This is a genomic window from Enterovibrio coralii, from assembly GCF_001559595.1.
GTDB classification, from domain to species: Bacteria; Pseudomonadota; Gammaproteobacteria; order Enterobacterales; family Vibrionaceae; genus Enterovibrio; species Enterovibrio coralii.
Map to the genome: position 1 here is coordinate 81,655 of NZ_LNTY01000022.1, position 18,676 is coordinate 100,330.

Genomic DNA, 18,676 nt, shown 5'->3' on the forward strand with positions numbered 1-18,676 from the left:
CGCAGTATGGATACGGAACTGAACGAGTCAGAGATGGACATCGTGCAGGATATCGCACCAGACGTACCGCTAAGCACACTGCGTCTGCCGTTTGGTTTTGCCAAGCGGCACGGCGTGGTGGTCGAGCGCACGGAGCAAGGTTACTTGCTTTACTACCGCGACCAACCAAAACCGGCGGTACTGGCTGAAGTAAGGCGTGTCTTAGGACACGCTTTTACGCCTATAAAGCTGCTTGCTGACGAGTTTGATCCAAAGCTGACGCAGCTTTATCAACGCGACTCGTCAGAAGCGCAGCAACTGATGGAAGACATCGGTGCCGACAGTGATGACTTCTTCGCGCTGGCCGAAGAGCTACCGCAAAGTGAGGACTTACTCGAGTCCGAAGACGATGCGCCAATCATCAAGCTCATCAACGCCATGTTGGGTGAAGCCATCAAAGAAACGGCGTCTGATATTCACATCGAAACCTTTGAAAAGAGCCTGTCGATTCGTTTTCGTGTCGATGGCGTACTGCGTGAAGTGTTAAGCCCTAGCCGCAAACTGGCTCCGCTTCTGGTGTCACGTATCAAGGTTATGGCCCGACTTGATATCGCTGAAAAACGCGTGCCTCAGGATGGCCGTATTTCGCTGCGTATCGGTGGCCGTGCGGTAGATGTGCGTGTGTCCACCATGCCATCGTCTCACGGTGAGCGTGTGGTGTTGCGTCTTCTTGATAAAAACGCCACCCAGCTGGATTTAGAAAGTTTGGGTATGACGCGTGCGGTGCATGACAACTTCCAAACCTTGATTAAGCGTCCGCACGGTATTTTGCTGGTAACCGGTCCTACCGGTTCAGGTAAATCAACCACCCTGTATGCGGGCCTGACAGAGCTGAACAGCTCTGAGCGCAATATCTTGACCGTTGAAGACCCGATTGAATTTGATATCGACGGTATCGGTCAGACGCAAGTGAACACCAAAGTTGACATGACGTTTGCTCGCGGCCTTCGAGCGATTTTGCGTCAAGACCCCGACGTGGTGATGGTCGGTGAGATCCGTGACTTGGAAACCGCGCAGATTGCGGTGCAAGCCTCGCTGACGGGTCACTTGGTTATGTCGACCCTGCACACCAACACCGCAGTGGGCGCGTCACGCGTCTGCGTGACATGGGTATCGAGCCTTTCCTTGTGTCTTCTTCGCTGCTCGGCGTATTGGCTCAGCGTCTTATCCGTACCCTTTGTCCTACCTGTAAAGAGCCTTACGAAGCCGATGCGCAGAGTAAAGCCTGGTTTGATATGTCGCCGGATGAGCCATTGACCCTTTACAAAGCGACCGGCTGTAAAGCGTGTAACCACAAAGGCTATCGCGGCCGAACCGGTATTCACGAACTGTTGGTGGTGGATACGCAGGTGCAAGAGCTTATTCATAACGAAGAAGGTGAGCAGGCGATCGAGCGTTACATTCGCCAGAGCACGCCAAGTATCCGTGCAGATGGTTTGTCAAAGGTACGTGCCGGCCAAACCACGCTTGAAGAAGTCTTGCGTGTGACGCGGGAGGCTGATGGCAGCGTTTGAATACAAAGCGTTAAATGCCAAAGGCCGAACGGTCAAAGGGGTCATTGAAGCCGATACCGCAAGACAAGCGCGCCAGATGCTGCGTGAAAAGTCGCTGGTGCCAGTGGAAATTGCGCAATCGCACGAGAAAGAGCAGCAAACGCAATCCCAGTCAGTTGGCTTTAAACGCGGGATCAGCACCAGTGAACTGGCACTGTTGACCCGTCAGCTTGCTACCTTGGTGCAAGCAGCAATGCCGCTGGAAGAGTGTATTAAAGCGGTCGCCGAGCAATCGGAAAAGCAGCGTTTGAAAAACATGCTGACCGGCGTGCGAGCGCGTGTGGTGGAAGGTTACACCTTGGCTGACAGCTCGGTGACTACCCGCATGTGTTCGATCAACTGTTTCGCTCTATGGTGGCGGCAGGTGAAAAGTCCGGTCACTTAGGGCCTGTGCTTGAGCGACTTGCCGATTACGTCGAAAACCGCCAGACGGTAAAGAACAAACTCATTCAGGCGATGGTCTACCCAATCGTTCTGACTGTGGCAGCTATTGGTATCGTGGCTTTTTTGCTGGCAACCGTGGTGCCAGACATTGTTGGGCAGTTTGTCGATACGGGCACTGAGTTGCCGGGCATGACGCAAGCACTGCTGAACATCAGTGACTTTGTTACCAATTGGGGCTTGCTGCTGCTCGCAGTCATCATTGCGTTCATCTTCGGGGTGAAAACCATGCTCAGAAGCGAAAAGCGTCGCTTGGCTTGGGACAGACGCGTTCTGAGCCTGCCAGTGATTGGCCGCGTGGCGAGAGGGCTGAACACGTCGCGTTTCGCCCGCACCTTGTCGATTTGTACGTCGAGTGCCATTCCGCTTCTCGACGGTATGCGCGTCTCTGCCAATGTCATGACCAATACCTGGGTGAAAGCCAAGGTGCTGGAAGCATCCGATCGCGTTCGTGAAGGTTCAAGCCTTCGTGTGTCGCTCGAAAAGTCCAAGCTGTTTCCTCCCATGATGCTGCACATGATCGCCAGTGGTGAGCGAAGCGGTGAGCTAGAGCCCATGCTGACACGTGCGGCAGACAATCAGGACAGAGACTTTGAGTCACAGGTAAACATTGCGCTGGGCATTTTTGGTCCTGCGCTCATCATGGTCATGGCAGGAATGGTGTTGTTCATCGTCTTGGCGACACTGATGCCGATCATTCAACTACAAAACGTAATGGGTGCGTAACCCGAGTACGCTGCTTTGCAGCTTTTTTCAGGAGAGATAACACATGCAACGTCGTCAACAGGGTTTCACCCTGCTGGAAATCATGGTTGTGATTGTAATTTTGGGCGTATTGGCAAGTTTCGTTGCACCTAACCTGCTGGGTAACGTGGACAAGGCTGATCAACAAAAAGCCGTGACCGACATCAGTACATTGGAAGGGGCGATGGACATGTACCGTCTGGACAACAGCGTGTACCCAACCACCGACCAAGGTCTGGATGCGCTGGTGAACAAGCCAAGCAGCTCTCCAGAGCCACGCAACTACCGTCAAGATGGCTATGTGAAGCGTCTGCCTAAAGATCCTTGGGGCAACGACTACCAATACCTGAACCCAGGTGAGCACGGCACTGTTGATATCTTTACGCTAGGTGCTGACGGCCAAGAAGGCGGTGAAGGTATCAATCAGGATATCGGCAACTGGAACATGCTAGAGATCAACTGATCCATGAAGCGAGTTGGGCGCCGACGGGTTTTACATTGCTGGAGATCTTGCTGGTATTGCTGGTGCTAGGTCTCAGTGCAGCGTTTGTGGTGCCTAACCTGCCACAAGATAAAAGCGATGAGGTCAAAGAAGAGGCCAGTCGCTTTTATCAATTGGTGCAGCTTTGGACCGAGCAGGCATTGATATCGGGACAAACCTTTGGTCTTCGTGTCGATGACGACAAGTATCAGTTGTTTAAGCTGACGCCAGAAGATTGGGTGCCGGTCGAGAAAACGCGTACCAAAACCGATGTGAGCATGCCAGAAGGCATAGGGTTAGATCTGGAAGTCACGGGGTTCGTGGATGAAGAGGACCGTCTTTTCGACAGAGAAAGCCTGTTTGATGAAGATCTGTTTGTTGAGGAAGAAGACAAACCCAAACCGCCACAGGTGGTGCTGATGGGGAATGGCGAGATCATCCCGTTCAGCTTGACCTTTTTAGATGGCAAAAAGCGCCTTTGGCAAGTAACGGGTAACGATGTGGCAACCTTTGAAATGAAAAACCTCAATGAGGATAAAGAGTGAGAACGGCTCGCGGCTTTACCCTGATTGAAGTGCTGGTGGCGATGGCTGTGTTTGCCATTTCCGCCTTGGCCGTGATGAACGTAAGCAGCCAACAGGTGAATACCTGAGTGTGCTGGAAGAGAAAACGTTCGCCTCCATGGTGGCCGACAACCAACTTGCGCTGTTAATGCTGGAAGGCAAAGTGCCGTCATCTGAAAAGAACGGCAAGTCAGAGATGGCAGGGCGTGAGTGGTATTGGAGCATCAAGCCGATAGCGACAACGCAAAATACCCTGCGTGCGGTAGATGTGATTGTGTGGCAAGACGAGCGTAAACAAGGTGCGCTGGCGACGGTGAGAACCTATGTGCCGGCCAACTAACGTGAAAAGAACAAAAGGCTTCACCCTGATTGAAGTGCTGTTAGCACTGGCGATATTCGCCATGGTGGGGCTAGGCGTACAACAGGTTTTCAGCGGTGTGCTCAACAGTAATGAGCAGACCCAAGAGGCTGGCGATTCGCTAAAAACGCTTCAGCGTGCGCTGATCATCATGGACAGTGATTTTCGCCAGATGATGGCACGCCAATACCGCAATGGCGGTGAAGAAGCCGAAGAAAAATTGTTGGAGTTTGGCGATGACCTGTTGGACTCCGAATCACAAGGCATTCGCTTCGTGCGTGGCGGCTGGGTGAATCCACAACAGCTTTTCCCGCGTGGTGAAGTAGTGAAGGTAGGGTATCGCATACAAGACGACACCCTAGAGCGCATTCGCTGGATGTACGCCGATGACAGCTCGGCGGTAGAGCCTGCTGTGATGCCAGTGATGGATGGCGTGAAAGACATCAGTTTTGAAGTGCTAGGCGAAGATTCTTGGACCAAGAATTGGGATGCGCCAATGCAAATGCCAAAGGCTCTGCGCGTGAAGCTAGACACCGAACGGTATGGCGAGTTGACCCGCGTATACATTTTGCCTGAGCAGACATTAGAAAGTTCGGGTTCTTCGGGGATAACGCAATGATGAGGCGATCTTCCCGTCGTAGGCAGCAAGGTGTGGCCTTGCTGATTGTGCTGCTTTTTATGGCACTTGCTACCACGGTTGCCGTGAGCATGGCGAATCGCATGTTCGTGAACTTTAACCGTGCGGAAAGCCAGTTTCGCTATCAACAAGCCTATTGGTATACCCAATCGGTGGAGTCGTTGGCGCGCTTTGGTCTTGAAGAGAGTTTCGACAGCGACGATACCGTGACGCTGAGCCAGCCTTGGGCGGTGCGTGATCAGGTCTATCCGCTTGATGGCGGGCAGGCGACGGGTAGCGTGTTTGATAAGCAGGCGTGCTTTAACGTTAACGGCTTGAGAGACATTCAGCCAACAGACAACGGCACTAATCCGTTTCTAGTGGTGGCATTGCAGCAACTGATTGAGTCGCAAGATATCGACAGTTTTGAAGCGGAAACGGCCGCCGCTGCGACCTGGGAATACATAGATACCAACACTGGCGTGCAATCGCCGCTGGGTGTGGAAGACAGTGAGTACGAGGCGAGAAGCATCCCCCATGTGACGCCAAATGGTTACATGGCAGACATCTCCGAGTGGCGCGCCGTTAACGGCGTAACCCGTGAGATGTTTGATAAGGTCAGCCCGCTCCTGTGTGCATTGCCAAACAGCAATTTGGCGGTGAACGTGAATACCTTAACGGAGGAAGAGGCACCGATATTAAGTGCGATCTTCCATCCGAATTTGTCGGTGGACGATGCCAAACGCCTGATCGCCGAGCGCGATCCGGTTGATGGCTGGAAAGATGTAGCAAGTTTTCTTGCGGAGCCTTTGCTCTCTGATATCAATCAGGAAGACAGAGAAAAGCTTCAAAGCTATCTGGATGTTCGCAGCCGATATTTTGAATTAGACACAGAAATAACCCTCGACAGCACCGCACTGAGGTTGCGTTCGCTGTTGAAAAGGGATGATGAAGCACGGTAAGTGTAATCCGTCGCCGATTTGGAGGAATGAGTGAGCGAGATCCTGACAGTAAGGCTTAATAGTGACCCCAACGAGGTGATCCCTTGGTTGGTGTGGTCTGCAAGCCAGCAGGAAGTGATCGCCTCGGGTGAGGCTGAAAGCCTGTTGCAGCTAACGGATTATGCAAAAGAGCGAGATGTCATTGCATTGGCAGACTCAGCGGCCATCACCATGACCAAGGTTGCCATTCCGTCAGGCAGTGAGCGTCAGTTGGATGCTGTACTGCCGTACCTGCTTGAAGATGATTTGGCGCAAGACGTGGATGCACTCCATGTCTCTATGCTGGGTAAATCTGCTGAATCTGCCGACGTCGCTGTGATTGCACACAGTGTGATGAAACGGTGGATTGAAGAGTTGTCTGATGCGGGCATGGTGGTCAGAAAGCTGATCCCCGATGCTCTTTGCCTGCCGCTTCAAGAGGAAGGCATCTCAGCGGCAAAGCTGAATGACAGATGGTTGCTCCGCGTATCCGAGACTGAAGGTTGCGCCGTAGATGAAGGCTGGCTACCAATGTGGATGCGAAGCCTCAATGACCGTCAGGAAGATGAAACACCGTTGCCAGTGGTTAGCTATTCTGCGCTACCGGAAGATGCGGGCGACAATTGGCGCAGTGACCCGGCTGAAATGATCATGCTGTTGCTGGCGCAAGGTGCTGTTCAAAGTCGCTTTAACCTAATGGCGGGTCGCTACAAACCTCAGAATCAAATTCTTAAACACCTGCGTCCTTGGCGTGGTGCTGCTATTGCTGCGGGTTTGGTGCTTGCGGTGCTTGGCGGTGAGAAAGTGGTGAACATCTACCAGATGGAAGCACAAGCTGCACAACTTCGTGCCCAAAGTGAAGCGCGTGTGCGTGCCTTGTTGCCACAGAACCAGCGCATTCCAACAACCAGCTATATGCGAAGAATTGTGGAAAGCGAAGTGGGTCGCCTGTCTGGTGCGGGTGCACAAACGGGCGTGATGATTTGGATGTCGGAAATTGGTCCCTTGTTAGGCACAGTGCCGAGCATTGAGCTGGATTCATTGCGCTTTGACCAAGACCGCGGTGAGCTGCGCCTGAATGCGAGAGGCAAGGATTTCGGTGACTTTGAGAAGTTACGTGAAGCCTTTGCCGCAGAATTTTCTACCGAGCTTGGACAGCTGAGCCGCAACGATCAAAGCGTAACTGGCGCCTTTGTGCTGAAAAAGGAACAGTAAATGAAAGCACTTATCGCCTATTGGCAAAACCTGTCTCGCCGTGAGCAACGATTGTTAGGCGTTGCGCTGGTGGCATTGGCACTGGCGGGTCTTTACTGGGGAATTATCAGTCCACTGCAAGAACGCGCAGATGCCGCCAAACAGCAACTGGCGAATGAACAAAGCTTGCTGACGTGGGTCGAGAGCAAAGGCGCAGAAATCGAAGCGTTGCGCGCGGCGACGGGCAACCGTGGTCAGGTCAGTGCATTGCCGCTCAACCAGTCTGTTACCTCCAGCGTTAAACGGTTCAATCTTGAAATTTTACGCCTACAACCGCAACGAGAAGAGTTGCAGGTGTGGCTAAAGCCAATGCCTTTTAACACCTTGATTCGCTGGCTGGACTTCCTGTCGAAAACCCACGGTGTGGAAGTGAAGTTCATCGACTTGGGTAAGACAGATACCCAAGGCATGGTCGAAGTAAAACGTCTGCAACTGGGAAGAGGGTAGGATGAAACGCACGATAATCATGAGCCTCCTCTTCGTGTTGGTGCTGTTGGTCAGTGCCATTGTCCACATTCCGGCAAGTTTTGTGGTGCGCTACATGCCGCCCGTTCAGGGCCTGCAACTGGGCGCGGTGAGCGGCACGCTGTGGAATGGCACTGCGGCGAATTTGAATTGGCAAGGTCAGCCATTGGGTAAACTGAATTGGCAATTTAACCTGATGCCACTTTTGACAGGGAAGGCAGACGTTGCGATCCGCTTGTCCGGTGTGCCGGGTCTGTCAGCGCGTGGCAACGTAGGCTACGGCCTTTCCGGTGCCTATGCCAATAACCTCTTGTTCTCGACCTCTGCCAATGTGGTGCAGTCATTCATCCCATATCCAATGCCCGTCAGCCTAGCGGGGCAGTTTGACCTTACCTTGCGAGATTACCTGTTTACTAAACCGTTTTGTGATGTGCTTGAAGGCAATGTGGCATGGTCGCAAGGCAGTGTGACCTCTGAACTGGGTACGGTTGACCCAGGCCTTGTGGTGGCAGACCTGACGTGTGATGACGGGCGTCTGTCTCTCAATGGTGGCAGCAAGTCTGATGCATTAGAAACGGAATTTAGTCTGTTATTGTCGCCTGATCAGCGATATAACATGAATGGCTGGTTTGTGCCTGGCGACGCGTTACCTCAATCCATGCGAGGTGCGCTCAGCTTTGTGGGTCAACCAGACGAAGAAGGTCGCTATCGATTGAGCTTTAGCGGTTAGCCTGATAGCGGGAGAGGATCATCATGAAAAAGCTTATCGCCCCTGAGATATTATCAAAGGAAGTCGTAGCGAAGTCGCGCCTGTTTCAAATTGAGTCGTTGGATCTGAAATTCAGCAACGGCGAAGAGCGCACTTACGAGCGCATGAAGCCGAGTGGTCGCAGTGCCGTCATGATTGTGCCTGTCACAGAATCGGGCGATCTGTTGCTGGTACGAGAATATGCTGCCGGGACAGAGCGATATGAGCTAGGCTTTCCAAAGGGATTGGTTGATCTGGGTGAAACCGCACTGGAAGCGGCTAATCGAGAACTAAAAGAAGAAATTGGATTTGGTGCCAATCAACTGACTCCATTGAAAGAAGTGGTGCTCGCACCGTCTTACTTTTCAAGCAAAATGACCCTGTTTGTGGCGCAGGACCTGTATCCAGAGAAGCTCGAGGGCGATGAACCTGAGCCGTTGGAATTGGTTCGCTGGCCCGTCGCACAGGCAGAAGAATTAATAACTCATGTCGATTTTGGGGAAGCCCGCAGTATTACTGCATTGATGTTAGCCTTGAAATATCTCGAGGCGCGTTAGCTGTTTTTTGCACGTCGAGTGACGATAACTCGGATTCGCCAAGTCGTAGAGTGAGAGCCCAATGAGGAGTGCTACATGGAGCTGTCACAGCTACTTCAACCCGTGATAGAAATTGCCCGTGCGTCCGGACAAGTGATCTTGGACATTTACCAGCGCGGTGATTTTGAGAAGAAAGTAAAAAGCGATGATACGCCAGTGACCAGTGCCGACATGGCAGCACACAAGCTGGTGACTGAGCGTCTTTCTGCGCTGACGCCAGACATTCCTGTGTTGTCAGAAGAAGACGCCAGCATCCCGTTCAAAGACCGCGAAGGTTGGGAGCGTTACTGGCTGGTGGATCCGCTTGATGGCACGCAAGAGTTCATCGCGGGCAGCGGCGACTTCGCGACCATCATTGCGCTGGTGGAAAACAACCAACCTGTGATGGGTGTGGTGTATGGCCCAGTGTCTGGCGTGTCGTATTACGCTGCGAAAGGTCACGGTGCTTGGAAAATCATGCCTGATGGTGAAAAGCATCGCCTTTCTATTCTTAAGCATGAAGATGAGCTGGCATCCTTGTCGATAGCGATCAGTCGCCGTCAGGATATTAAAGCCATTACCGATCGCTTAGAGCCAAGCCGCAATTACGATTTGGTGCCCTTGGGCTCTGCCGCGCTAAAGTCTTGTCTGGTGGCCGAAGGTGCCGTGGATTGTTACCTGCGCTTAGGACCAACGGGCGAGTGGGACACTGCCGCGACGCAATGCATTGTGGAAGAAGCCGGTGGCCGTATCTTGGATATGACCTTGTCTCCGCTGTCTTACAACGAGCGTGACTCACTGGAAAACCCGAACTTCATCGTGTTGGGTGATACAGAACTGCCTTGGCGTCAAATCGTTCGCCTCGAAGGCTAACGCATCGCGATAAAGACAAGCCAAAGACCAAAAAAAACGGAGCGAACGCTCCGTTTTTTATGTTTTCCTTTCAATCAGAACAGCCGATTCAAGCCATTCAATGCGGCCACGCGATAGGCCTCTGCCATGGTCGGGTAGTTGAACGTGGTGTTGATGAAGTAATCCAGCGTATTACCTTCACCTTTTTGTTCAAAAATCGCTTGCCCGATGTGGATGATTTCCGCCGCACGCTCGCCGAAACAGTGAATGCCCAAGATTTCTTTGGTTTCACGGTGGAACAAGATTTTCAAACTGCCCACATCCATTCCCGCGATCTGTGCGCGAGCCAAGTGCTTGAATTGGGCGCGACCCACTTCATACGGCACTTTGTCTGCTGTCAGCTCTTGCTCGGTTTTGCCCACAGAGCTGATCTCTGGGATGGTGTAAATGCCTGTTGGGATATGGTCAATCAAGCGGCCCTTCGCCTGACCTTCGCAGATAGCTTGCGCCACGATGCGGCCTTGGTCATAGGCGGCACTGGCAAGGCTTGGGTAACCGATAACATCGCCTACCGCATAGATGTGCTCCACTTCGGTGCCGTAATTGTCGTTCACTTTTAGCTGGCCACGAGAGTCTGCTTTCAGTCCTACAGCCTTCAGGTTCAAGGAGTCCGTATTACCCGTTCTGCCGTTAGCGAACAGCAGACAGTCTGCCTTCATCTTCTTGCCCGATTGCAGATGCAAGATCACGCCATCTTTGGTGCCTTCAATTTTCTCGTAAGTTTCGTCGTTACGGATCAGTACGCCGCTGTTCCAGAAGTGGTAGGAAAGGGAGTCTGACATTTCATTATCGAGGAAAGACAACAGACGGTCACGGGTATTGATAAGATCTACCTTGATGCCGAGCCCGCGGAAAATCGACGCATATTCGCTGCCGATAACACCTGCTCCATAGATGATGACGTGGCGAGGTCGTGTTGCAGCGACAGGATAGAATCACTGTCGTAAACGCGTGGGTGTTTGAAATCGACATCTTTCGGGCGGTAAGGACGAGAGCCGGTGGCAATCACAAACTTGTCTGCCGTGTACTTGTCGACAGTACCGTCTTCCGCTTGCACTTCAATTTCATGTGTGCCGCTAAAACGCGCACTGCCGTGCAAAATGGTACAGAGGTTTCTGTCGTAAAAACCTTGGCGCATACGGGTTTGTTTGCCAATCACTGACTGGGCATGGCCTAGAATGGCAGAGAAGGTACTGTGAACTTGGCGGTTGTCGCCAGTATAAATCGGGCTTCGGTTAAACTCGATAATACGGCTGACAGTATGACGCAGTGCTTTAGAAGGAATGGTACCCCAGTGGGTACAGCCACCGCCGACGGTGCTTTCCTTTTCAATCACGGCGACCCGTAATCCTGCCTTGGTCAGACCCATGGCTGCACCTTCGCCGCCTGGGCCACTGCCGATAACAATGGCATCAAAATGGTTGATGGATTTCTGGGTCGCTTTGCTCATATCCGTATGACCTTTTGTTTTCATTATGTTAAGGGTAACGACATGATTGTAACGTTTGATAGGTGTTTCGAGAATCAAATCACTACTATTCAGCGTAGATGATCACGTAACTTTGGCGAAAAAGCAGACGTTCGCTTCATGATCATGGTGAGTTGCTAGTGATCTAACACAGGATTACTGAAACTCATCCGATCAGGAACTGAACTCACCGAAAAAACCGAGTATAGTTTGCTGTTAGATTTCATGAGGTAAACACTGGCGATGGGAATAAGAGCACAACAGAAAGAAAAAACCCGGCGAACGCTAATTGACGCGGCTTTTAGCCAGCTTAGTGCCGACCGCAGCTTTTCCAGTCTCAGCTTACGCGAAGTGGCAAGGGAGGCCGGTATTGCACCGACGTCTTTCTACCGTCACTTTAAGGATATGGATGAACTTGGCCTGACCATGGTAGACGAAGGGGGGCTGTTGTTGCGTCAATTGATGCGTCAGGCTCGTCAACGTATTGCCACTGAAGGCAGCGTAGTCAGAACGTCTGTGGAAACGTTCATGGAATTTATCGAGAGCAGCCCAAACGTACTGAGGCTGCTTTTGCGTGAACGCTCTGGTACATCAGCCGCGTTTCGTGCCGCTGTCGCACGTGAAATACAACATTTTGTCGCTGAACTGACAGAATATTTCGAAGCGACAGCAAGTCTGACTCGTGAAGAAGCCTATAATCAGGCAGAGGCGTGTGTCACTTTGGTTTTCAGCTCTGGTGCGGAAGCCTTAGATCTCGACAAGCGCGCACGTGCAGAACTTGCAGAGCGTCTGGTGATCCAATTGCGCATGATATCGAAAGGCGCGTATTGGTACCGAAAAGAGCGTGAACGTAATGCACTCAAGGATAAGTTGTCTTCAGGCAGGTAATAAACATGGAACAAAATCTACAATCAGAACGTAAATTTCTTCTCCTCGCTGTCGTCGCGGGTTTGTGCGGCAGTGCCACACTGTCCACCCTGTTCGCCGATAGCGTGGCATTCTCTATTTTCCCGATTATCGCGTTTGTGCTGGCGGTTTACTGCTTCTACCAACAACATGTGACTCAACCTCTAACAGAAGGCACGCCGATGATTGCGTTCGCCTGCTTCTTGGTTGGCGCATTCGGCTACTCAGCGTTTGTACGCATGCAACTGCCTGAACTGGGCGGTAACTTCTTCTCCATCATCGTCACCATGGCTCTGGGCCTTTGGGTATTGCACAAGATGGGCTGGCTGACCGTCACTAAGAAGAAAGAAGCGATTGAAGAGTAATTCGACGCGAAGACAAAAAAAGGAGCCTTTCGGCTCCTTTTTTTATGCTTATTTGCGTTCCAGTAGAACGCCAGCTTCCATATGGTGCGTATATGGGAACTGATCAAACAGTGCGAAACGCGAAATACGGTGCGTTTCAGACAGGATATCCAGGTTGTCTTTGAGCGTGTCTGGGTTACACGAAATGTACAGGATGCGATCGTATGCCTGCACCATGCGACATGTCCCTTCGTCCATGCCTGAACGTGGTGGGTCAACAAAGATGGTGTTGCAGTTGTAGCTCTTCAGATCCACGCCTGCTTGCTGCAGACGGCGGAATTCACGCTTACCTTCCATCGCTTCGGTGAACTCTTCCGCAGACATACGGATGATTTGCACGTTGTCGATCTTGTTCGCGGCAATGTTCCACTGCGCAGAATCAACCGAAGGCTTAGCCAGCTCTGTCGCCAGTACGCGCTCGAAGTTGTCAGCCAGAGCCAATGAGAAGTTACCGTTACCACAGTAAAGCTCTAGCAGATCGCCGGTGCTGTCTTGGGTACAGTCTACCGCCCACTCCAACATTTTCTCTGCCACTTTACCGTTAGGCTGGGTAAAGCTGTTTTCAACTTGTTGGTAGGTCAGGGTGCGGTCATTAACCGTCAGCTTCTCAACCACGAAGTCGCGGTCGATAATGATTTTTTGCTTACGTGCACGGCCGATCAGGTTCAGGTTAAAACCTTCATCGTTCAGGCGTTGCTTCAGTTGACGCGCGTTGGCTTCCCATTCTGCATCCAATTGGCGGTGGTAAAGCATCGATACCAATACTTCACCGCTCAACGTAGACAGGAAATCCACTTGGAACAGTTTGCGACGCAGGCTTTCAATTGGCTTGATGGCATCAACCAGCAGTGGCATCAGATCATTGATGATGCGGCTCGCTTGTGGGAATTGGTCCACGCGATACTTCTGCTTAGTTTCCTGATTGAACATGATGTAATAGAGATCATCACCCTCATGCCAGACACGAAACTCCGCGCGCATACGGTAGTGCTTGTCTGGGGACGGAAACACTTCCAACTCAGGAGCGTTGAACTCGGTGAACGCGGATTGCATGCGTGCAATTTTTTCGTCCAGTTGCGCCTGATATTGGGTGGTGTCAATCAGGGTATTGCTCATATTACCTAACCTGCATAACTAAAAATGAGCGCAAATTGTAAGTAGCCAAACCGTATTGTCCAGCCTTTTCGCTGACTTTTTCACCAGTCGTATGTTCTGGCGGCGGAAATGGAAGGCTTAGTATAAGATTGGCACAAATTGTTCTGGCAGGATTGATCATGAGCTTTCGAAAACCGAAAAACCGCAAGGAAATTTGTTACCCGTTTATCTATGAATCAGCACTGACGTGTGATTATGAAGTTCACACCGATGAGCTGTGTAGCCTTCTGGGTATGGTGCTGGCACAAATGCCAGAAGGGTTTGATGATGTTGTGGCGGATCTGGAAACGCTGCACCCGAAAATCTACCACTTAAATGGTTCGGTACGCGGCAAGAACGGCATTTTCGAGGAAGACTTGGAATGGCTGCATGAACGTTACGATCACTACAACAAATTGAGTGCAGGTCGCGTGACACGTTTTGTATTACCACGTGGCCCCGTTGCGGTCATGGCTCTGCATCAGTGTCGCACCGGCTCGAAGAAAACAGTGCGACTGCTTCACCGCCTTGATGAGTCTGGTGTGAAGTTTGAAGAGACGCTGCCACGCTTTGCCAACCTACTGGCGAACTTCTTCTTTGTGCTGACCGTGTACATAAAAATGAAGCTTGATGTCGAGGAAATTGACTACATCAGTATTAATTACTGAGTTTATGTTTCTGATTACATTTAATTACCTGGGTAATTAGATCTGCTTCTCATTATCTAAGTATCAATGGCGCGCTGACTTCTCTATAATCAGCGCGCTTTTTACTTCCAGCTGGGAATCCGGTGTAAATCCGGAACTGGCGCGCAGCGGTAATGAGAAACGAAGGTGACTGGGCGAAAAGCCGGACACTGCACGTAATGTGTGGGAAGTCGTCACCGTAGGGGGTCTCTAAGTCCGAATATCAGCTGGACAACAATGTGGTATCAGGATCTCCTGACATCATTAGATACACGCGAATTTTGGATCTGATATGTCTAATAAACTTCTGGCAGCAGGAATGTTGCCGTTGGCTGCGTTTGCGCACGCCGAATCTATCTCCTCTTCTGCCGACGACGCTATGGTTGTCACCGCCTCTCGATTCGAGCAACCCGTTTCTACTGTTTTAGCACCTGTTTCTGTGTTGACTCGCACCGACCTTGAAGAACTTCAAGCCAACAGCTTGGTTGATGCATTGAAAACCCTGCCAGGTATTGAGATTGGCCAAAGCGGTGGTCGCGGGCAAAATGCGTCGATTTTCCTGCGTGGTACAGAGTCTCGTCATGTATTGGTGCTGGTAGACGGCGTTCGTCTCCCTCGTACCATGTTGGGCACGATTGACTTCAACATGCTACCACTCAATACCGTTGAGCGTATTGAAGTGATCCGTGGCTCAGGTGCAACCGTGTACGGTTCTGACGCGATTGGAGGTGTGATCAACATTATTACTCGCAACAATGCAGAAGCCACGCGCTTTAGCATGGGAGGAGGTAGCTTTGGGACTGCATCTGCTGATTTGGGGGTAACGCGTAAACTAACCGATAGTCTGTCGATGCAATTGATGGGCGGGATGGAATCAGTCGATGGGTACAATGTTCGCCCGAGTGATGAAAATGTTGGTGACAAACATGGTTTTGAAAGCAAGAACGTTTCTTTGCGTTTGAGCTACGTACCGAGCGAAAATTGGAATTCAAACGTTATTGGTCGCTGGTATCAAAATGAAGTCGAGTATGACAGCTACGGCAGTAAACAGAAGCTTTGGGTCGAAAGTAGTGCAATAAGTGCTGACTCAGGCTACACATCCGGCAAATGGAATACGTTGGCTCGCTTAGAAGTGGGTCAGCAAAAAAACTATGATTTTGCGGATGGACTGACACCTTCAGCGGACAACCTGAATAGTGAGATCCGCCAAATCTACTCAAGTCTAACGTCTCGCTACCAAGCGAGAGATAACTTGGCGGTAACGACAGGCGTTGATTTGACGCTGGAGAAATACCTCGACGGTAACTTCATCTCAATTGATTCTATTGAAGACAATCCTCGCCAAAATATCGGTGTGTTTGGTTTAGTGAACTGGAACATTACAGATAGCATCCTGTTGGAAGCGAGTTCGCGCTACGATGATAATGACCAGTTTGGCGACAACACGACCAGTATGGTTGCAGCAGGTTGGACGATTAATGAAGACTACCGTCTGTTTGCTAGCTACGGCACCGCTTTTAAAGCCCCAGGTTTTGATAAACTGTATGGTTGGGGTGGAAACGCCAAGTTGAAGCCAGAAGAATCTGAGAATATTGAAGTGGGACTGGAAGGTACCACCTACAATGTTGGCTGGAGCTTAAACGGCTATATTAACACCATCGATAACTTGATTATTTCCAGAAAAGACTCGTCTGGTGAATACGTAAACGAAAACGTCGAAGAAGCGCGAATCAAAGGTATCGAGCTGACTGCAGATTTCGATTTGGGGCCGGTTTACAACCAAGTTTCACTTGAGTTGCGCGATCCAAAAGATTTATCGAAGAATGAGCAATTGGCGCGTCGAGCAAAAGAAGTCGCGAAATGGCGCACATCTGTATGGTTGGGTGATGTCTTGCTAGGTACGCAGTTTATGTACCAAGGCGAGCGTCCAAACTTCTCGGGTGGTGGCATGCTGGACGCCTACTCGGTTTGGGATTTGACTGCGCAATATGACATTTCGAACAACATTACCCTAGGCGGTAAAGTGGCGAACCTGTTCGATGAAGAATATGAGACCGCAGGTGATTACCCAGCGGCAGAGCGCGCGTTCTACGTTAATCTGAACTTCGCGTACTAATCGTATCTTTTGCTAAAAGCCGCCATCAGGCGGCTTTTTCTTTTGGAAGTAAAAATGAAAAAACGCGTTATTGTCAGCTGGTCTTCGGGTAAAGATTCCACACTCACGCTTTGTCGGTTGCTCAAAGACAATCGCTACGACGTGGTCGGGCTATATACCACGTACGTGGAAGACGCCGTGCCGTTTCAGGCAACACCCATCTCTATCGTTCAAGCGCAGGCTGACGCTATCGGTTTGCCGCTGGTGCTGATTGAATTGAATGAGGTCTTTCCGCCAAACGAGGTCTATCAGCAATCTATCGTTGAAGGGATCAAAACGAGCGGGCTAGATGTTGATGCTGTGGCGTTTGGAGATATGTTCTGTAATGGTATTGAAGCGTATCGCCGAAGCTACATCGAGCCACAAGGTTGGGAGTGCGTTTTCCCGCTAATAGGTGAAAGCAGCAAGGCACTTGCGAAAGAGATTATTGAGATCGGTATTCTAACCTCACTCAGTACGGTTGATACTTCCCAATTGTCATCTGAGTTTTTAGGACGACACTATGACTTGGCTCTCCTTGAGGACTTGCCAGAAAACTGTGACCCATGTGGAGAAGATGGCGAGTTTCACACTATGGTGACCAATGCGCCATGTTTTCAGTATCCCTTGGAACTTGTGGTTAACAATGAAGAGAGAGAGGGCAGATTTCATCATCTGATTTACCGTCTTAAGGCGTGAGTGATTTTCAACACGCACTGTGCGAAGTATCATGGCGGCGCAAATAAACGAAAAGGTAATGATTGTGAAAAGTGTGCTGATTTTTGATTCAGGTGTAGGTGGTCTTTCTGTCTTTCAGGAAATCTCCGCATTGATGCCCAATCAGCACGTGATCTATGCCTTCGACAATGCCGCCTTTCCATATGGTGAACTGGATGATGATGTTCTGGTAAGCCGAGTGTGTGGAATGGTGTCTGCGCTTTGTAAAGAGCATGATATCTCGCTGGTGGTTATTGCTTGTAATACAGCGAGCACAATTGTACTTCCTCACCTTCGTAGCCAACTGACCATTCCTGTCGTTGGCGTCGTACCCGCTATTAAACCTGCTGCACAATTAAGCCAAACAAAACACATTGCCTTGCTTGCCACACCGGCGACGGTAAAACGTACCTACACCCAAGATTTAGTGAATGAGTTTGCCCCAGACTGTAAAGTTGAAATGGTGGGGTCAACAGCACTGGTGATGATGGGGGAGGACAAGCTCCGTGGTAAGCCGACAGATATGGCGAAGCTTGACACTATCCTTGAGCCTTTTCAGTACGGTGTGGATTGCGTTGTACTGGGGTGCACGCACTTCCCATTATTAAAAGACGAGATTCAGCAGATGCTGGGTGAAAAGTGCCGCGTCATTGATTCCGGTCTGGCGATCGCTAAGCGCGTAGAAATGCTGCTTCGCCAAGAGGGGAGTCACTCCCTCTCAGCGTTAAGCAGAAAACACGATGTATTTAGTAGTGCAGAAGTGAAAGAAGAAGAGGCACTAAATAAAGAAATGTCCCAAATGGGCTTCTCTATTATTAAGCGCGCTCCGACTTTCTAGGGTCGTTTGCTTCTCTTACTTTTAAGGTGCGCTCGCCATATTCGCTGTTGTTTAATTTTTCGATGGCTTCAGGTGCGTCACCTGCGGCCATAACAACAAAACCAAAACCACGGCGTTTTCCCGTTCTTTTGTCTTTCATTAAACGAACGGCAAATACTTCCCCATATTCCGCGAAGAGATCTTTCACGTCATTTTCGTTTGCGCGATAAGGCAAGTTGCCTACATATATAGTCTTGCTGTTAGTCGCGGCAGATTCAGGAATATCGCTTGAAGACTTGGTAGAGAGAAAAGATAAAGCGATACCTACGGTAACTGCACCCAGAGCGAATGCGTAGCCTGTGCTCTCAATCATCTGAGAGCTGTTAAAGAGTATTGCGCCAACGAAAGCAATGGCAGCGGTAATAAGCAAACTGATAGATATTCTCATAATCGTCAAAATTAAAAGTCAGTTAGAAGAAATAGCATGAGGTCTGAAATCAATGCTGATTAAAATAAATACAATTATCGGGTTGATATTACGGTTATTGAGAAATTATTGCTAGCAAGTGAATGTGACGGCCATCTAATGTTGCAATATGTCATGTTTTTCAGAGTTTAGGTTGAATTGTGTTCGGTTGAGAAGAAATTGCAGAAAAAGCCTTGCCAATGTGATCACAGTCT

The 18,676-nt window shown here is 50.4% G+C and carries 16 protein-coding genes, 5 pseudogenes and 1 riboswitch; of the genes and pseudogenes, 18 read left to right on the forward strand and 3 right to left on the reverse strand.

Features of this window, described 5'->3' with window-relative positions:
• The first annotated feature begins 33 nt into the window (after positions 1-33).
• From gspE to cysQ, 12 genes and pseudogenes are all read left to right on the forward strand, one after another.
• A pseudogene (gspE, locus tag ATN88_RS06980) lies at positions 34-1,553 on the forward strand (type II secretion system ATPase GspE).
• Positions 1,540-2,759 (forward strand): annotated as a pseudogene (gene gspF / locus ATN88_RS06985) (type II secretion system inner membrane protein GspF). The pseudogenes gspE and gspF overlap by 14 nt, the downstream one beginning before the upstream one ends.
• A gap of 43 nt (positions 2,760-2,802) precedes the next feature.
• Entirely contained in the window at positions 2,803-3,240 is a 438-nt protein-coding gene (gene gspG, locus ATN88_RS06990) for a type II secretion system major pseudopilin GspG (protein ID WP_067413372.1), read from the forward strand.
• On the forward strand, positions 3,240-3,803 hold the full coding sequence (gene gspH, locus ATN88_RS06995) for a type II secretion system minor pseudopilin GspH (protein ID WP_269748109.1): 564 nt from the start codon (positions 3,240-3,242) through the stop codon (positions 3,801-3,803). The genes gspG and gspH overlap by 1 nt, the downstream gene beginning before the upstream one ends.
• A pseudogene (gene gspI / locus ATN88_RS07000) lies at positions 3,800-4,161 on the forward strand (type II secretion system minor pseudopilin GspI). The gene gspH and the pseudogene gspI overlap by 4 nt, the downstream one beginning before the upstream one ends.
• Before the next feature lies 1 nt (position 4,162).
• On the forward strand, positions 4,163-4,798 hold the full coding sequence (gspJ, locus tag ATN88_RS07005) for a type II secretion system minor pseudopilin GspJ (RefSeq protein WP_232312902.1): 636 nt from the start codon (positions 4,163-4,165) through the stop codon (positions 4,796-4,798).
• A pseudogene (gene gspK, locus ATN88_RS07010) lies at positions 4,795-5,816 on the forward strand (type II secretion system minor pseudopilin GspK). The gene gspJ and the pseudogene gspK overlap by 4 nt, the downstream one beginning before the upstream one ends.
• Entirely contained in the window at positions 5,788-6,990 is a 1,203-nt protein-coding gene (gene gspL / locus ATN88_RS07015; RefSeq protein WP_083539437.1) for a type II secretion system protein GspL, read from the forward strand. Before gspK ends, gspL begins: the two are co-directional and overlap by 29 nt.
• Complete coding sequence (locus ATN88_RS07020) at positions 6,991-7,476, forward strand: type II secretion system protein M (RefSeq protein WP_067413381.1); 486 nt, start codon at positions 6,991-6,993, stop codon at positions 7,474-7,476.
• Between the two features lies 1 nt (position 7,477).
• On the forward strand, positions 7,478-8,224 hold the full coding sequence (locus ATN88_RS07025; RefSeq protein ID WP_067413384.1) for a type II secretion system protein N: 747 nt from the start codon (positions 7,478-7,480) through the stop codon (positions 8,222-8,224).
• Between the two features lie 23 nt (positions 8,225-8,247).
• Positions 8,248-8,799: an ADP compounds hydrolase NudE gene (gene nudE / locus ATN88_RS07030; RefSeq protein WP_067413387.1), complete on the forward strand. Its 552-nt coding sequence runs from the start codon at positions 8,248-8,250 to the stop codon at positions 8,797-8,799.
• Between the two features lie 75 nt (positions 8,800-8,874).
• The gene (gene cysQ / locus ATN88_RS07035; protein WP_067413390.1) at positions 8,875-9,690 is read left to right on the forward strand and encodes a 3'(2'),5'-bisphosphate nucleotidase CysQ; all 816 of its coding nucleotides are present in this window, start codon (positions 8,875-8,877) and stop codon (positions 9,688-9,690) included.
• A 74-nt stretch (positions 9,691-9,764) separates the two neighbouring features.
• Here cysQ and sthA read toward each other — a convergent pair.
• Positions 9,765-11,179 (reverse strand): annotated as a pseudogene (sthA, locus tag ATN88_RS07040) (Si-specific NAD(P)(+) transhydrogenase).
• Positions 11,180-11,440: 261 nt separating this feature from the next.
• On the opposite strand from sthA, the gene fabR reads away from it, so the two are divergent.
• Complete coding sequence (gene fabR, locus ATN88_RS07045; protein ID WP_067413393.1) at positions 11,441-12,085, forward strand: HTH-type transcriptional repressor FabR; 645 nt, start codon at positions 11,441-11,443, stop codon at positions 12,083-12,085.
• A gap of 5 nt (positions 12,086-12,090) precedes the next feature.
• Positions 12,091-12,468, forward strand: a complete 378-nt coding sequence (locus ATN88_RS07050; protein ID WP_067413396.1) for a YijD family membrane protein — start codon at positions 12,091-12,093, stop codon at positions 12,466-12,468.
• Between the two features lie 48 nt (positions 12,469-12,516).
• On the opposite strand, the gene trmA is transcribed toward ATN88_RS07050, so the two are convergent.
• The gene (gene trmA / locus ATN88_RS07055) at positions 12,517-13,623 is read right to left on the reverse strand and encodes a tRNA (uridine(54)-C5)-methyltransferase TrmA (protein WP_067413399.1); all 1,107 of its coding nucleotides are present in this window, start codon (positions 13,621-13,623) and stop codon (positions 12,517-12,519) included.
• Positions 13,624-13,781: 158 nt separating this feature from the next.
• Here trmA and ATN88_RS07060 point away from each other — a divergent pair, with 158 nt between their 5' ends.
• From ATN88_RS07060 to murI, 4 genes are all read left to right on the forward strand, one after another.
• The gene (locus ATN88_RS07060) at positions 13,782-14,309 is read left to right on the forward strand and encodes a cobalamin adenosyltransferase (protein ID WP_067413413.1); all 528 of its coding nucleotides are present in this window, start codon (positions 13,782-13,784) and stop codon (positions 14,307-14,309) included.
• 73 nt (positions 14,310-14,382) lie between these two features.
• Positions 14,383-14,573, forward strand: a riboswitch (cobalamin riboswitch).
• Positions 14,574-14,619: 46 nt separating this feature from the next.
• Positions 14,620-16,443, forward strand: a complete 1,824-nt coding sequence (locus tag ATN88_RS07065) for a TonB-dependent receptor domain-containing protein (RefSeq protein WP_157490675.1) — start codon at positions 14,620-14,622, stop codon at positions 16,441-16,443.
• Between the two features lie 54 nt (positions 16,444-16,497).
• On the forward strand, positions 16,498-17,160 hold the full coding sequence (locus ATN88_RS07070) for a Dph6-related ATP pyrophosphatase (RefSeq protein ID WP_067413402.1): 663 nt from the start codon (positions 16,498-16,500) through the stop codon (positions 17,158-17,160).
• A gap of 58 nt (positions 17,161-17,218) precedes the next feature.
• The gene (gene murI, locus ATN88_RS07075; RefSeq protein ID WP_067413419.1) at positions 17,219-18,016 is read left to right on the forward strand and encodes a glutamate racemase; all 798 of its coding nucleotides are present in this window, start codon (positions 17,219-17,221) and stop codon (positions 18,014-18,016) included.
• Here the strand turns inward: murI and ATN88_RS07080 are convergent.
• Positions 17,994-18,443: an RNA recognition motif domain-containing protein gene (locus ATN88_RS07080; RefSeq protein WP_067413405.1), complete on the reverse strand. Its 450-nt coding sequence runs from the start codon at positions 18,441-18,443 to the stop codon at positions 17,994-17,996. The genes murI and ATN88_RS07080 overlap by 23 nt on opposite strands.
• Positions 18,444-18,676 lie beyond the last annotated feature (233 nt).

Excerpts from the sequence above, each read along its gene's own strand:
- nudE (WP_067413387.1), top strand. The coding sequence starts at position 8,248 with ATGAAAAAGCTTATCGCCCCTGAGATATTATCAAAGGAAGTCGTAGCG.
- cysQ (WP_067413390.1), top strand. The coding sequence starts at position 8,875 with ATGGAGCTGTCACAGCTACTTCAACCCGTGATAGAAATTGCCCGTGCG.
- ATN88_RS07025 (WP_067413384.1), top strand. The coding sequence starts at position 7,478 with ATGAAACGCACGATAATCATGAGCCTCCTCTTCGTGTTGGTGCTGTTG.
- ATN88_RS07060 (WP_067413413.1), top strand. The coding sequence starts at position 13,782 with ATGAGCTTTCGAAAACCGAAAAACCGCAAGGAAATTTGTTACCCGTTT.
- ATN88_RS07050 (WP_067413396.1), top strand. The coding sequence starts at position 12,091 with ATGGAACAAAATCTACAATCAGAACGTAAATTTCTTCTCCTCGCTGTC.
- murI (WP_067413419.1), top strand. The coding sequence starts at position 17,219 with ATGATTGTGAAAAGTGTGCTGATTTTTGATTCAGGTGTAGGTGGTCTT.
- ATN88_RS07020 (WP_067413381.1), top strand. The coding sequence starts at position 6,991 with ATGAAAGCACTTATCGCCTATTGGCAAAACCTGTCTCGCCGTGAGCAA.
- trmA (WP_067413399.1), bottom strand. The coding sequence starts at position 13,623 with ATGAGCAATACCCTGATTGACACCACCCAATATCAGGCGCAACTGGAC.
- ATN88_RS07080 (WP_067413405.1), bottom strand. The coding sequence starts at position 18,443 with ATGAGAATATCTATCAGTTTGCTTATTACCGCTGCCATTGCTTTCGTT.
- ATN88_RS07070 (WP_067413402.1), top strand. The coding sequence starts at position 16,498 with ATGAAAAAACGCGTTATTGTCAGCTGGTCTTCGGGTAAAGATTCCACA.
- fabR (WP_067413393.1), top strand. The coding sequence starts at position 11,441 with ATGGGAATAAGAGCACAACAGAAAGAAAAAACCCGGCGAACGCTAATT.
- gspG (WP_067413372.1), top strand. The coding sequence starts at position 2,803 with ATGCAACGTCGTCAACAGGGTTTCACCCTGCTGGAAATCATGGTTGTG.
- ATN88_RS07065 (WP_157490675.1), top strand. The coding sequence starts at position 14,620 with ATGTCTAATAAACTTCTGGCAGCAGGAATGTTGCCGTTGGCTGCGTTT.